This is a genomic window from Flavobacterium sp. U410, assembly GCF_053570605.1.
Genome location: NZ_JBSEFI010000004.1, coordinates 78,722 through 93,953 on the forward strand (window position 1 = coordinate 78,722; position 15,232 = coordinate 93,953).

Sequence of the window (15,232 nt, forward strand, 5' to 3'; positions counted from 1 at the left end):
TTATCTTTGTTTTGGCTCAACACTACTATTTTGTAGCCGAGGAACTTTACTATCAATTCTATAAAAATGGCCGTTACAAAAATGAAAATCACAGTAAAAATAATAGTAATCCTTTTATTTTCATTGACAATTTTAAATTGTAATACTCAGAAAAAGAGTTCGTTCCAATCAAAAGTCGTTTATGAATCTGAAAATTTAATCATAACTCAAATCTCCGAAAATTCATTTCAGCATATTTCCTTTTTACAAACCCAGAGTTTTGGAAATGTATCTTGTAACGGCTTGATTGTTAGAAACAATAATGAAACCATAATTTTTGATACGCCTACAAATGATGCAAGTTCAGAAGAACTGATCGAATGGATAGAGAAAACGCTTCATGCAAAGATTAATGCCGTGATCCCGACTCATTTTCACGATGATTGTTTGGGAGGTTTACAAGCATTTCATCATCACCATATTCCTTCATATTCTTATTATAAGACAATCAAACTGGCGAAAGAAAACAATTTTGTAATTCCGCAACATAGCTTTAACGATTCACTCCTTTTAAAAGTTGGTCAAGAAACGACTATTACAAAATATTTTGGAGAAGGACACACAAAAGATAACGTTGTCGGATATTTTCCGAGCGAAAACGTAATGTTTGGAGGCTGTTTAATTAAAGAACTCGAAGCTTCCAAAGGATATTTAGGAGACGCAAATCTTTCAGACTGGTCAAAAACGGTTGAGCAAGTAAAAAAAGAATATCCCAACGTAGAAATTATTGTTCCCGGACACGGAAAACCCGGAAACAAAGAATTACTGAACTATACCATTGAATTGTTTAAGGTTAAATAGAAATGAAAAAACTCTTTCTGGATGATATTCGGACAGTTGATATGATTTATAATAAATCTTTGGAAACGGAATTTGACATAGTCAGAAGTTACAATGAATTTGTAGCATATATCACTAAAAACGGACTTCCAATTTTCATAAGCTTTGATAACGATTTAGGACTTGACGAAGAGGGAAATGTAGCACCCGATGGATTAGAATGTGCAAAATGGTTAGTATATCAGTCAAAACTGGATTTACGAAATCTAAATTTTAAGGTACATTCTGCCAATCCTGTTGCATCTGAACAAATTAAAGGACTTCTGAATAATTATATTAAACATTTGAATAAATAAACAAAGTCGAATTTCGTGTTACTCCATAATCCTTCTGAAAGGATAGCTTGAAGCCGTTAGTAAGCCTAAAAGAGCAATTTTTTGACTACAATAAAAGTAGATTCGGCTACACCGTATTTTTAATTGTTCCTGAACTTTGTATCAAAGTAAAATTAAAATCAGGAAGATGAAAATAATAGTAACAGGTTCAGTAGGACACATCAGTAAACCACTTGCCCAACAGTTGGTTCAAAAAGGACATTCGGTAACAATTATAAGTAGTCAAACCGAACGACAAAGTGAAATAGAAGCTATTGGAGCTCAAGCCGCAATAGGCTCCGTTTTAGATGCTGATTTTTTGACAGCTACATTTAAAGATGCTGAAATAGTGTATCTTATGGAGCCCCCTTTTAATTTTTTTGATCTCAAAACAGATCCTAAAAGCCATTGGTTAAATATTGCTAAAAGTTATGCACAAGCAGTTCTACAGTCGGGCGTAGCAAAGGTGATACATTTAAGCAGTATTGGCGCACATACAGATACAGGAGTAGGCATGTTAGCAACACATCATTTGGTAGAAAACATCTTAAAAGAAGTACCCGATACAGTTTCTATTAAAACCATGCGTCCCGTTGGATTCTATTACAATATGTTTGCGTTTATTCCGACCATTAAAAACGCAGGAACCATCATTCAAAATTATGGAGGAAATGAAAAAGAGCCTTGGGTTTCGCCTTTAGACATTGCCGATGTAATTGCTGAAGAAATAGAAAAACCTTTTGTTGGAAGAACAGTTCGGTATGTTGCAAGTGATGAAGTTTCACCAAATGAAGTAGCAAAAACTTTAGGAGAAGCAATAGGTAAACCGGATTTACAGTGGAATGTTATTTCTGACGAACAATTTCAAAACAATCTGGTACATATTGGTTTCAATCCGTTAATAGCCCAAGGTCTCACAGAAATGAATGCCGGCAGACGGAACAACCTCTATGATGATTACAAACAAAATAAACCGGTATTAGGAAAAGTAAAACTAAAAGATTTTGCAAAAGATTTTGCAACAATCTATAATTCATAAACAAAAAAGCATAAGAATGAGCACAAAAAGTAAAATAGCCTTGGTTACAGGAGGTAGTCGCGGTTTAGGAAAAAACATGGCAATAGCGTTAGCTAAAAAAGGAATAGATGTAGTCATTACATATCACTCCAATAAAGCAGCAGCAGATGAAGTTGTTGCAGAAATTCAGGCTATTGGAAGCAAAGCATTTGCATTACAATTAGACACGAGTAATACCAAGCAATTGGATACATTTATGGAAAAAGTAACTGCCCATTTAAAAGAAAAAACAGGGAGTTCAAATTTTGATTTTCTGATTAATAATGCAGGAACAGCTTTATATTCTTTGATTACTGAAGTAACGGAAGAACAAATGGATGCCGTTTACAACATTCATTATAAAGGAGTCTTCTTCTTGACTCAAAAAGCACTGCCATTTATCAATGAGGGCGGAGGAATTGTGAATATTTCATCGGGTTTAACACGTATTACAATGCCGGGATCATCAGTCTATGGTTCGTTAAAAACAGCAATTGAAACACACACCCGTTATTTAGCTAAGGAATTGGGAGGAAGAAAAATCCGTGCCAATGTAGTTGCACCGGGAGCCATTGAAACGGATTTTGGTGGCGGACGTGTAAGAGACAATAAAGACATCAATGAGTATATTGCCAATTTTACCGCTTTGGGGCGTGTAGGCTTACCTGACGATATCGGAGGTGTAGTTGCTTTTTTATGTACTGAAGAAGCCTATTGGATAAATGGCCAACGAATTGAAGTTTCAGGAGGTCAATCTTTATAATTGAATTATATTTGTAGTATGGTCAATCAAAAACCTCATAGAATAAAAACAATTAGCGAGTTTCACCAGTTTAACGGCTTGCCTAAACCCGAGCATCCGCTTATCAGTATTGTAAACTATGCCGAGCTTCATAGGAATACAACAGAAGAATTTACTACATTGTTTTTTGGTTACTATACTATTTCGTTAAAACGAGGCGTAAGTAAAATGTTTTATGGCCAGCAGAAATATGATTTTGATGAAGGCGTACTCTATTTTATGGCACCCAACCAGATATTGAGAACTAACAACAACCCGAATGAGAACCTAGAGCGTTCGGGTTGGCTGTTACTCATACATCCCGATTTTTTATGGAACACGCCGTTAGCCAATAAAATAAAACACTATGAATTCTTTGATTATTCGGTAAATGAAGCATTATTTCTATCCGAAAAAGAAGAAGATATTCTGAACAATATCATTCAAAACATCAAGCAAGAATATCATTCAAATATTGATAAATTCAGTCAAAATATTATTATTTCACAAATTGAAACACTATTAAATTATTCGGAACGATTTTACCAACGCCAATTCATCACTCGTAAAATAACCAATCATCAAATTCTGGATAGATTAGAAAAAGTACTTTCCGGTTATTTTGATGCGGAAAATATAGCAAGTAAAGGACTTCCAACCGTTCAATACGTTGCCGATACGTTGCATGTTTCACCAAGTTATTTAAGCGGTTTACTAAAAGTATTGACCGGACAAAGCACGCAACAACATATTCACGATAAACTGATAGAAAAAGCAAAAGAAAAGCTTTCTACAACAGCACTTTCTGTGAGTGAAATCGCCTATGAATTAGGGTTTGAACATCCGCAATCCTTTAATAAGTTATTCAAAAATAAAACCAAACTTTCCCCTTTGGAATTCCGTGAGAATTTTAATTGAATTTTCAAGAATTAATGACAGAACATAGTTGCAGAAGAAAATTTCGTTATTTTTCATCGGAGCTGTTTTCTCTAAAAACTTCCATATTCAACATTGAACATTCAATTTTTTTTATTTTATGTTCAATCTTACAGTCACGATTTAAAATGTACTATTTATTGTGTTTCCTTAGTATTCTTAGTGGTTGGAAATATTTTTGCTTGAGAGTGTGGTTAATGCAAAATCAATCATTTTTGACGATATGCTCCTGATTACTTGTTTTTGTGTTTGATAATGAATTTTATATATGAGGAGAGTATATTGTTTGACTAATAGAATTTTAAAATAAATAATAAAATTTAACATTTTTTACAGAAAAACTGTAAGGCAAAGCGAGGAATTAGTTTTAAGTTTGAAAATCAAAATAATATAATAAAAGCCGAAAGTATAAATGAATAATCAGTTAAAAGAACTTAGACTAAAGAAAGAATTGACTCAAGAGAATGTAGCCTTTGAGTTAGGGATAAGTCAAAAAGCCTATTCAAAAATAGAAAACGCTCAAGTATGCTTATCTCAAGAAAAGATGCTGAAACTTTCTAAATTATATAATGTGGCTCCTGATTTTTTTTGTGATATTTCTTGTGAGTGTAATTCAAATAAGCAGGTCAAATTGGATAGAATAATGCATTTTTTATCTCAAAAAGGTATAGAATTGCCAGATTTTTTAAAATAAGGCTGATTGTTTTTGATTTTAAGATTCTGTTAGGGATAAATATGCGAAAAATAAAACAATAAAAATATTAAATATCATTATAGTAAAATAATATTTGCAAAAATACAATTTAAATATGTTTTATTTTTTTACAAAAAAATGAGTTTTAGTACTAAAAGGTATAATTTAGAACCAGAAGTACTTGTTCGCATTTTAATAAACTAATAATATTGTTCTCATAAATATTCTTCTAAAATATGAGGACGTTTTTTTTCATTTTTACACTTCTAATTTCATTAAATTCATTTTCACAGAATTTAATATCAGGTATTTTTTATGAAAATGAAAAGCCTTCCGAATACATAGAAGTAGTTTTATATAATGAAACCAAAAAGCCTTTGCAAAGTACACTTACAAATAGTAACGGATACTTTGAATTTCAAGTTTCAGAAGGAGAATTTTTTATAGAAGCAAGACTATTGGGTAAGATTCTTTACACTAAAAATATTATTACGAATAATAATGTAGACTTAGGTATAATTAATATCCAAACAACGCATGAATTGGATGGAGTGATTTTAGAATTTAGGAAAAAAATAATTGAGCAGAAAGTAGACAGGCTTGTGTTTAATGTAGAAAATTCTGTTTCAGCGACAGGAAGTAATGGATTAGATGTATTAAAACTCACTCCGAGAATAAAAGTTCAAAATGAAAATATATCTATGATAGGCAAAAATAATATTGCGGTAATGATAAATGATAGAATACTTCAGATGTCTGGTGAAGATTTATCTAATTACCTCAGATCATTAAATGCTGAAGATATAAAAAAGATAGAGGTTCTTGCAAATCCACCGGCAAAATACAGTGCAGAAGGGAATAGTGGTTTGATAAATATAGTATTAAAGAAAACAAAAAAGGAGACTTGGAATACCTCTTTAAGAAGTGTCTATCAACAAGCAACTTATGCTAAAGGAAACATAGGAGGAACTTTTAATATGCAAAAAGGAAAGTTTCAATACAATACATCAGTTAGTTATACTAATGGTTCTAATGCCCCTCAAGAAACAAATAAAATATATTACCCCAATACTGTTTGGGATGAAGTAAATAATCGTAGAGATTTTACAGATGTTTTGTCTGTTAGATTGGGTATGGATTATGAAATCAATAATGCTATTTCCACAGGTTTTACATATAATTATATTAACAATAAGCCTTTGATTAAAGAGATAGATAAAACGAGCTTATTTAACGCTTCAAATAACACATTAGACTCTCTTATCACAACTTTAGGGAGAAATGAAAAGGAAAAAAAGATGAATAGTTTTAATTATCATTTTATTTATACTATAGATACTATAGGAAGAAAATTATCTTTAGACTTTGATTATTTCAACTATGAAAATAGAACAAGCAGATTTTTTAATACTCAAGCATTTTTACCTAATACTCAACCGATAGCAAGTAGTTTAGAAGAAGCTAAAAATTATGGGCAACAGGATATTCAGAATTACTCCTTAAATATTGATATGGAACATCCGATTGACTGGGGAACTTTTAATTATGGAGGTAGAATAGCTATAACGGAGACAGATAATTTATTTAACTATTTTGATATTTTAGATAAAGAAGAAATATTAAATTCAAATTTCAGTAACCAGTTTAATTATAAAGAGAATACACAAGCGCTTTACTTTAGTTTACAAAAAAGTTTTTCTGAAAAATGGGAGGCAAAAGTAGGGGTAAGATATGAGTTTACCCAAACAGAAGGCTTTTCAAAAACACTAAATCAAACCCATACTAATGATTACTCAAAATTATTTCCGACAGCTTATATTTCTTATCATCCGAATGATGAACATTCATTTGCAATAAATTATGGCAGAAGAATTGGCCGTCCAAGTTTTGGTTTTCTAAACCCTTTTAGATTCGTTAATAATCCTTATTCTTATTCAGAAGGGAATCCTTTTTTACAACCCGCATTTACAGATAATTTAGAATTAGAATATAGCTATAAGGATAAACTAATTACTAATGTTTATTATTCCTATACAGACGACAATTTTGAGTATGTTACTATACTTAACGAAGACAATAATGTAAAACAAAATATTCCTTTAAACTTCATTGTAAATAAAACGTATGGAATAAATCAGACATTTATTTTTAAACCTACAAAATGGTGGGATATTAACGCTTCTACTAATATTTATTATAGCGATACAAATTCAAAAATACCTTTGACATTACAATATTTAAGCGGATGGAATGGTGAGTTTAATCTTTCTAATGATATAATACTGAATCAAAATAAAACAATTTTCTTAAATACGAGTCTTTGGATTTTGACAAGTGGAGTGGATAATTTGGATTATAATTCAAGTGATTTACAGTTGAATACGTCTTTTAAATGTCTCCTTTTAAATAAAAATCTTATCATCAGTTTAAACGTGCAGGATATTATTAATCCTAAAGGAGTACGTTATACTTCATATTCAAATAATATTAAGAATACTTTCAAAAATTATTATGATGAACAATATTTTAGAATAGGAGTAATCTACAATTTTGGAAAAAGGTTTAAGATGAATAGCAGAGAGCGAAAAAACCAAGATGAACAAAATAGAACTAATTAATGAGAATTGAAATGCGAAGTATTTACAAAAGTGCACAAATGTAAAGAAAAGTAACTCAATAAATTGTTTGCAAGCACCTACCAATATGGAGTTTTATGTAGAAAAAAGATAACTCATAGTTTTAATCTTTTAATTTTTTTAAAATGAAAAAATCATTTAAAGAGTTAGCTAAGCAAGTAAATCAGCTAACAGAAACTCAAGAAGGTAAATTAAAAGGCGGTTTTGCTTCTGCTTTTCAATTAACTACAATTGAATCAGCTCCACTAGGTAATAACTGTCAATGCAAGAACAAGAACAGCTCTTGTGATGCAAAAGATCTTACTTTTGAAGGTTAAATTTTCAAAAAAGGGGGAAGTTCTCCCCCTTTTTATTTAAAAAAATCGAATTAGAAAATTCAAGGATTTAGTTGAATAATAATCTACTTATCAATAAATTAATGGAATTAAGAAGTTTAGTAAATTCTATATTTTGAGCTAAAGATTATTATATAGAAGAGTGTCAAGTAAAATTTTTAAACGTTTTTAAAATGAAAAAATCATTTAAAGAGCTAGCAAAGCAAATAAATCAGCTAACAGAAACACAGGAAGGAGAATTAAGAGGTGGTTTTGCCTCTGCTTTTCAATTAACCACAATTGAATCAGCTCCGCTAGGTAATAATTGTTCTTGTACCAATATTGATTCTAGCTGTGGAGCTACAGGAAATAATTGTAAATGTAAAAGTACAGATACAATTACTTCTTTATAAAAACGATTGCCTAACGTTTAGTTAGGTAATTGTTTTCTTAAAAGAACAAAAAAATAATACAATGAAAGCAAGTACATATAATAACTTCGTATACTATAACGATAAATTTGTCGGTTATAACGCCTTGAAAAACTCTTTTATACTTCTAGAACAAGAATTATATAGTTTGTATGAGGCTGCTAAAAACGAAAATAAGATAAATGAGTTTAAATTAATACATCCCAGTTTCTACAATTTTATGATCCAGAATGGTTTTTTTGTGGAAAATAATTGTAATGAATTAGAGGAAGTCAAGAAATTACAAAGAGAAATCGATAACAAAGATGATTTTTTCGACTTGTTTATTAATCCAACAATGAATTGTAATTTTAAATGTTGGTATTGTTATGAAACTCATATTGCGAGTTCAAAAATGAACAAAGAAACAATTCAAAGCGTTATAAAATTTTGTGAGAATACGATTTCAGAAAATAAAGATTTAAAAAGATTTTATCTTTCGTGGTTTGGTGGTGAGCCATTACTTCAATATCAAGATGTTGTTTTGCCATTATTAAAAGAGTTAAGCCAATTATTTGCACAACATAATATTAAGTTTAATTCCGGATTTACAACAAATGGATTATTGATTAATCAAGAGATGATTAACTCTTTTTTAAAATATGACGTTGATCAGCTTCAAATAACATTAGACGGGATTAAACCTGTACACGATAAAATCAGATATATATCTAAAAACAGAGGGTCATATGATGAAATCATATCAAACATCATTTTATTAGCTCAGAATAACTTACAGGTAATTGTACGAGTTAATTGTACTGAAGAAACCCTTAAAGGGTTAGATGAAATAATGAGTTCCTTTTCTAATTTAGATACCAATATTAAAAAAAATATAAGTTTTACATTTCATCGTGTTTGGCAAGCAGAACAAAAATTAGAAGAAGACGTTTCAGAATACATAAAAAAATATAACGGTCAAAATTTTAATGTTTCAGGAGTAGCATTAGATTCATTTAGAGATTCTTGTTATGCAGATAAAAGAAATCAAGCATTAATTAACTATAATGGAGAGGTTTTTAAATGTTCTGCTAGAGATTTTAAATCATCAAATAAAGAAGGTGTTCTAAAAGAAGATGGAAGAATAAGTTGGAACGATATTTTTGAAAAGAGAATGAGTGCAAAGTTAAAAAATAAACCATGTCAAACATGTAGTATATTGCCTTTGTGTGGAGGAGGTTGTTCGCAAGTAGCTATGGAAAGTGAAGGCAAAGATTATTGTGTTTATGATTTTGATGAGGATAAAAAAAAGCAAGTAGTTTTAGATACTTTTTTAACTAGAATTACGAATTAAATGAACTTTACACCTCAAAAAGACCAAATGGATTGTGGACCTGCATGTATATGCATGGTTGCCAGTAAATATGGTAAAAAATACACTTTGGATTTTTTTCGGAAAGAAGCTTTTATTACTCGCGAAGGAGTTTCTTTATTAGGCATTAGTTCAGCATCTGCAAAAGTTGGTTTCGAAACTTTATCTGCCAAACTTAGTACAAGAGAATTAATTGAAAACAAAAATTCGCTTCCATGTATTCTTCATTGGAATCAAAACCACTTTGTGGTTCTATACAAAATAAGTAGTGGTATTTTTAGTAAACAAAAAAAATTTCACATCGCAGACCCTTCTTATGGAAAAATAAAGCTTACTCAAGATAGGTTTGAGAAATCTTGGTTTTCATACAAAGATCAAGGAATTGCATTGTTTTTAAATCCAACCGAAGAGTTTTATAAAATAGAGCCACCTAAAGAAGATACACTAACTATAAAATATCTTTTAAATTATTTAAAGCCATACAAAAAGAAGCTTTTTATGATGTTTCTGCTATTATTGTGCGGAAGTGTATTAACCTTAATTTTCCCGTTTTTAACAGAAGCCTTAATAGACAAAGGGGTAAACGCCGGAGATCTTAATTTTATATTTCTAATTTTATTAGGTCAGCTAGCGCTGTTTCTAGGATCTATTATTTTTAGTATTTTTCGCAATTGGCTCATGCTCTATATAGGGACACATTTAAGTATTACTATAATCTCAGACTTTTTAAAAAAAATGCTTAAACTTCCCATTAATTTTTTTGATACAAAATTAATGGGAGATTTTCAACAACGTATACAAGATAATGACCGTATTGAAGATTTTTTAACTTCACAAAGTTTAACAACTTTTTTTTCCATTATAACCTTTTCTGTTTTCTTTGGGGTATTATGGTATTATGATTTCAAAATCCTTTTAGTATATCTGGTATTAACAGTTCTTTCTGTTGGTTGGTCTTTTTATTGGTTAAAAAAAAGACGAATATTGGATTATTATCGTTTTCAGCAAAGGAGTGAAAATCAAGAATCCATTTATGAAATGTTGAATGGTGTAACAGAAATGAAACTCAATCAGTTTGAGGATTTTAAAATTAAAGAATGGGAAACTATTCAACAAAAATTGTTTAAGCTGAATACAAGAATTCTTAAGCTTGATCAAATACAACTTTCGGGTTTCGAATTTTTAAATCAAATTAAAAACATAGTTGTAACTTTCCTCGCTGCTACTAATGTGGTACAAGGAAATATGACATTAGGAATGTTACTTTCCATTTCATATATCATTGGGCAAATGAATTCACCGGTTAATCAATTGGTAGGTTTTTTACGCTCTTTACAAGATGCAAAATTAAGTTTAGAACGTTTAAATGAAGTTCAAAACCATAATCCGGAAGAAAAGCAAGATCAAATAAAATTAGTTCCTCAAACTAGTTCTCAGGAAAAAAATCAGGAAAAAGGAATCTTCCTTAAAAATCTATCTTTTCAGTATGAAGGACCAAAATCACCTTATGTGCTTAAAAATGTCAACCTTCATATTCCTGAAGGTAAAGTAACAGCTATTGTAGGAGCAAGTGGAAGCGGTAAAACTACGTTAATAAAGTTGCTCTTAAAATTTTATGACCCGGTTGAAGGAGAAGTTTTTTTTGATCAAGAAAACATTTTAACTCTTTCCCCTAAAAGCATTCGAGAAAATACAGGAGTAGTAATGCAAGATGGGTATATTTTTTCTGATTCTATAGAAAGAAATATTGCAACTAAAGAAAGAGAAATTAATGAAAAGCAACTTAAAAAAGCAGTTCAAGTAGCTAATATTGAAAATTTTATAGAATCTTTGCCTTTAAAATATAATACAAAAATAGGAGCTTCAGGTAATGGTTTGTCAGGAGGGCAAAAACAAAGAATACTCATTGCCAGAGCAGTTTATAAAAATCCGCATTATCTTTTCTTTGATGAAGCAACCTCCGCTCTTGATGCTGAAAATGAAAAAATTATACATAATAATTTACAAGATTTTTTCAAGGGAAAAACAGTGGTAATTATAGCGCATCGTTTAAGTACAGTAAAAAATGCAGACAATATTGTTGTTCTAAAAGGTGGAATTGTAATAGAACAAGGATCTCATAAAGAGTTAGTGGAGGCACAAAATGAGTACTATAATTTGGTTAAAAATCAATTAGAACTTGGTAATTGATAGTTTTTTTCCAAAAAATGGCTTAAGTGGTTTTGCTTATATATTTTTGGCGATAATATTATTTTGAAGCGCAAACTAATTGTTTAGCAATACAAAGGATTTTAGTTAAAAAGAAATATTGTATTTATAACATCAGATCATAAACTTAAACCTTGGAATTGCAAACAAAAAAAAGACAAAATTATATGTATCATTAAGCCAAAGATAAGGACTTAGGATACATAGTTTTTTGTCAACACAAAGTTAGTAACTCCACCTTTTGAGGGATAAACGATGACTTTAAAATTTAATATTTAATCTTTCGTACATCAATTATAACTCTTTCACAAAATGAAAGTTTACTTATATTTGTAATCAATCTCTTTTATTTAAGGAAGCTATACTTAGCATAATAAAAAAGAGAAAAGTCTCAAAACAGTTAGTATTATAAACTTATGATTAGAATTATTTTAGCATTTTTATTGTTTACAAAAGTTATGTTGTCTCAAGAAGTAGAATCACTAGCCATTGATTTAAGCCAATATTCAAATGTTAGAGACTTCTGTATTAATCAAGATGGTGACGAAGCCTTTTTTACCATACAAAGTATCAATCAAGAGATTTCACAAATAGTACAAGTAAAAAAAGTAAACGGAACATGGAAGGAACCTGAATTGCTTCCTTTTTGTGATGAATACAACTATTTAGAACCTTTCTTGTCGTATGACCAAACAAAACTATTTTTCGTTTCAAATCGACCTACGGCAGCTGATGCTAAGACAGCAAAACAAAATTTTGATATTTGGTATGTGAAAAGAAAATCTAAGACTGATAAATGGTCAGAACCTTTTAATTTAGGAGAAAATGTCAATTCTGACGGAGATGAGTTTTACCCAACACTTGCAGAAAACAATAATCTTTATTTTACCATGGAATCTCCTAATGGCTTAGGTAAAGACGATATCTATTTTTGTGAATGGAACGGATCGGAGTATTCAACTCCCAAACTGTTAGATAATACAATTAATAGCGAGGGCTACGAATTTAATGCTTTTATTTCCAGAGATGAATCTTTTTTGATTTATACTAAATATAATGCAAAAGGCGGAGAAGGCAGTGGAGACCTATATATTGCCAGAAAAAATGAAAGCAATGATCAATGGCAACCTGCAATAAACATGGGGAAAATTATAAATACGCGATTTATGGAATATTGTCCGTTTTATGATAGCAAAAACCACATTCTTTATTTTACCAGTAAGCGTAGTAATTTGAAATCCGGAAAGTTTAATAATTTCAAAGCACTTAATCAATACATTTCAACAGGAGAAAACGGAAGCAGTAAAATTTACCAGATAAAAATAGAACTTTAGTAATTTGAATATAGATAGTTGTTGTTTTCTAGTCAAGAGTATTTTTGATTTAGTAAAAAAGAAGAAAAAGTATGCAAATCCCTTCAGTTAACAATTCATCCTCAAAATTCGACAATTCGGAAATTTAAAATATTGCAATACTAAAAATAGACTGATATTTGAACCGATAAAAAAATATAAAACACAATGGAAAGAATAATTACAATTTTAATTTACACACACGCTTTTTTCGGAGGAATCGGTTTGTTGACAGGAATAATAAATATTATAGCTAAAAAAGGAACTTTATTTCATAAAAAAGCAGGGAAAGTATTTTCGTATGCTATGGTTATCAGTTCATTAATTTCCCTTTTTATAGCTCGAATGCCCAATCACGAAAATTTATTTTTATTCTTAATCGGAATATTTACCATTTACATGGTTTTAGCCGGAAATAGAGCCTTAACTTTGAAAACTAAAAGCAAAACAAAAGCCGATTTTATAGATAAATTAATATCCGGAATCATGCTGTTAGCATCAATCATCATGTTGGTTATCGGTATTCTGGGTATGATGCAAAAAGTAGAAAACAGTATTTTGTATGTCTTTTTTGGAGCTTTTGGTACTTTTATGACACTAAAAGATTTTCAAACTTTTAGAACCTTTACTCAAAAGAAAAACGCTTGGTTAATCAGTCATTTAGGACGAATGGTTGGTGCTCTAATAGCTTCTATAACTGCTTTTATGGTGGCAGGACTTCACCTGCAAACACTTTTAGCTTGGATTTTACCTAGTGTTTTGGGAACAGCATATATAGTATATTGGAACAAAAAGTATACAATAAAAACAAATAAAAATATTAGTTCAACAGAGGTTTAAAAACATCTTTCTAAAGGACTTAAACAGTAAAAAAAACTTCCATAGCGGAAGTTTTTTTTAGTTGAGGTTTCTTCGTTGATCTTAGTGAGCCGTTTGTATAGCATTAATATAAATAGAATGTGCAAATTGTTCAGGAATTTGAGAGTATTATAATAATATGAATAGAATTGAATTAATGTATGACGTTGTAACAAAGTTGCAAAATAGTAAGTTGAAGTAGTTTTGAGAAGGTAAGAGAGCAATTAAAAATTAATGTAGTATCGGGGATAATTTTCTTTCTCATCATTTTTGTCTAACTTAACTTTGTTATTATTAATCTAAAAAAGAGAAGTTATGGCAAAGACACCTATGACAAAAACAGCAGCTGCAAGAATTCAAAGTGCTACCGCAAAAAGTAATGGAGGAACAGTTTCTAAAAGCAGTTTTGCGGCGAGAGCTACAAGTGCAGCATCAAAAAACGCTAAAAAGTAATCATTTATTTTATTTCAAATGATTGAAAAGTTAAACCGATTTCTTTTTTCAAAAGTTAACTCATCCTATTCACAGGATGAGTTAACTATTTTATATAATCAATTCTATAGCCGATATAAATTAAATAAAGACTGTAAGCAGTATTTGATTGGGGACAATTTTAAATCTTTTGCCAGTAACTTTGTTACTGATTTAACAGAAGAACAAAAAAATGATTTTGAAAAGATAAGTGCTCCAAGAAAAGGATTTTTTTCCACATTGTTTAATGCAACTTTTTTTTTTAAAAGGTTAGTTAATAAAAACAAAAAAACAAAAGAAGGTAAAGTATTTTTAATACGTTTTCATATTCTGAATGAAATTCAAAAGGAAGTATTCTGTACTGTAGCAAATGAGGAGAGCTTTAATAAATTAAATTTTTCTAAAACTGATATAGCTAATGAATTTGAAGTTGATAAAAAAACATTAAACAAATGGCTGGAATTATTAAAATTAAAGCATAAATATTCTGAAAGAAAGCAATTAAATTTTCTTGAATACAACGATATATTTAAAAAACTTTTTGTTGAGTCTGACGAAGATTTTGATTTGAAAAATAAATTTGAAGAATACAATATTAGGCTTGAAGAAAAGAAGAAACTTTCTAAAACTAATATCATTCGATTAGGATTCGGACTTACTGAACCGCCAAAAATTAAAGACTATGAAAAAGCTCAAGAAATAATTGAAGAGAATAAAGATTTTTATTTTTACCCTAATCATGATAAATACCCCTATAGTATTGCAATTAAATTGATTAACTATTTGAAAAAGAATAAATTTAATTAAGATTAGAGATTTAACTATTAAAAACAGTATTAAAGTAAATTGTTATGGAATATGAAGTAATACAAAAGTCTTGCCTTCCTGACTTGGAAAGAATTGTAAACCAACATTTAAAAGAAAATTAGAAATTACAAGGCGGAATTTTG

General features: G+C 29.8%; 15 protein-coding genes. All 15 read left to right on the forward strand.

The genetic code is table 11. From position 1 onward, the window contains the following. Positions 1–81 precede the first annotated feature (81 nt). The 15 genes from bla to ACUSJC_RS04435 all read left to right on the forward strand — a co-directional run bounded on the left by bla (position 82) and on the right by ACUSJC_RS04435 (position 15,089). Positions 82–840, forward strand: coding sequence for a subclass B1 metallo-beta-lactamase (gene bla, locus ACUSJC_RS04365; protein ID WP_449268337.1), 759 nt, complete (start codon positions 82–84; stop codon positions 838–840). Between the two features lie 2 nt (positions 841–842). Beyond that, positions 843–1,175, forward strand: coding sequence for a cyclic-phosphate processing receiver domain-containing protein (locus ACUSJC_RS04370; protein WP_449268338.1), 333 nt, complete (start codon positions 843–845; stop codon positions 1,173–1,175). A 166-nt stretch (positions 1,176–1,341) separates the two neighbouring features. Beyond that, on the forward strand, positions 1,342–2,232 hold the full coding sequence (locus ACUSJC_RS04375) for an NmrA family NAD(P)-binding protein (protein ID WP_449268339.1): 891 nt from the start codon (positions 1,342–1,344) through the stop codon (positions 2,230–2,232). A 16-nt stretch (positions 2,233–2,248) separates the two neighbouring features. Then, positions 2,249–3,013 (forward strand): SDR family oxidoreductase, encoded by a 765-nt coding sequence (locus ACUSJC_RS04380; protein WP_449268340.1) that lies wholly within the window; start codon positions 2,249–2,251, stop codon positions 3,011–3,013. A gap of 18 nt (positions 3,014–3,031) precedes the next feature. Further along, positions 3,032–3,949, forward strand: a complete 918-nt coding sequence (locus tag ACUSJC_RS04385) for a helix-turn-helix domain-containing protein (protein ID WP_449268341.1) — start codon at positions 3,032–3,034, stop codon at positions 3,947–3,949. 430 nt (positions 3,950–4,379) lie between these two features. Beyond that, complete coding sequence (locus ACUSJC_RS04390) at positions 4,380–4,661, forward strand: helix-turn-helix domain-containing protein (RefSeq protein ID WP_449268342.1); 282 nt, start codon at positions 4,380–4,382, stop codon at positions 4,659–4,661. Positions 4,662–4,897: 236 nt separating this feature from the next. Next, positions 4,898–7,279 (forward strand): TonB-dependent receptor domain-containing protein, encoded by a 2,382-nt coding sequence (locus ACUSJC_RS04395; RefSeq protein ID WP_449268343.1) that lies wholly within the window; start codon positions 4,898–4,900, stop codon positions 7,277–7,279. A 143-nt stretch (positions 7,280–7,422) separates the two neighbouring features. Further along, the gene (locus ACUSJC_RS04400; RefSeq protein WP_449268344.1) at positions 7,423–7,614 is read left to right on the forward strand and encodes a hypothetical protein; all 192 of its coding nucleotides are present in this window, start codon (positions 7,423–7,425) and stop codon (positions 7,612–7,614) included. Positions 7,615–7,805: 191 nt separating this feature from the next. Further along, positions 7,806–8,024, forward strand: coding sequence for a hypothetical protein (locus ACUSJC_RS04405; protein ID WP_449268345.1), 219 nt, complete (start codon positions 7,806–7,808; stop codon positions 8,022–8,024). 61 nt (positions 8,025–8,085) lie between these two features. Beyond that, positions 8,086–9,375 carry a radical SAM protein gene (locus tag ACUSJC_RS04410; protein ID WP_449268346.1) on the forward strand — a complete coding sequence of 430 codons (1,290 nt, stop codon included), beginning with the start codon at positions 8,086–8,088 and terminating at the stop codon, positions 9,373–9,375. Then, the gene (locus ACUSJC_RS04415; RefSeq protein ID WP_449268347.1) at positions 9,376–11,583 is read left to right on the forward strand and encodes a peptidase domain-containing ABC transporter; all 2,208 of its coding nucleotides are present in this window, start codon (positions 9,376–9,378) and stop codon (positions 11,581–11,583) included. A 434-nt stretch (positions 11,584–12,017) separates the two neighbouring features. Continuing rightward, a complete protein-coding gene (locus tag ACUSJC_RS04420; protein WP_449268348.1) occupies positions 12,018–12,935 on the forward strand; it encodes a hypothetical protein in 918 nt (305 codons plus the stop codon). Positions 12,936–13,121: 186 nt separating this feature from the next. Then, positions 13,122–13,793, forward strand: coding sequence for a hypothetical protein (locus tag ACUSJC_RS04425; protein ID WP_449268349.1), 672 nt, complete (start codon positions 13,122–13,124; stop codon positions 13,791–13,793). A 333-nt stretch (positions 13,794–14,126) separates the two neighbouring features. Continuing rightward, positions 14,127–14,264: a hypothetical protein gene (locus ACUSJC_RS04430; RefSeq protein WP_449268350.1), complete on the forward strand. Its 138-nt coding sequence runs from the start codon at positions 14,127–14,129 to the stop codon at positions 14,262–14,264. An 18-nt stretch (positions 14,265–14,282) separates the two neighbouring features. Next, on the forward strand, positions 14,283–15,089 hold the full coding sequence (locus ACUSJC_RS04435; RefSeq protein WP_449268351.1) for a hypothetical protein: 807 nt from the start codon (positions 14,283–14,285) through the stop codon (positions 15,087–15,089). Positions 15,090–15,232 lie beyond the last annotated feature (143 nt).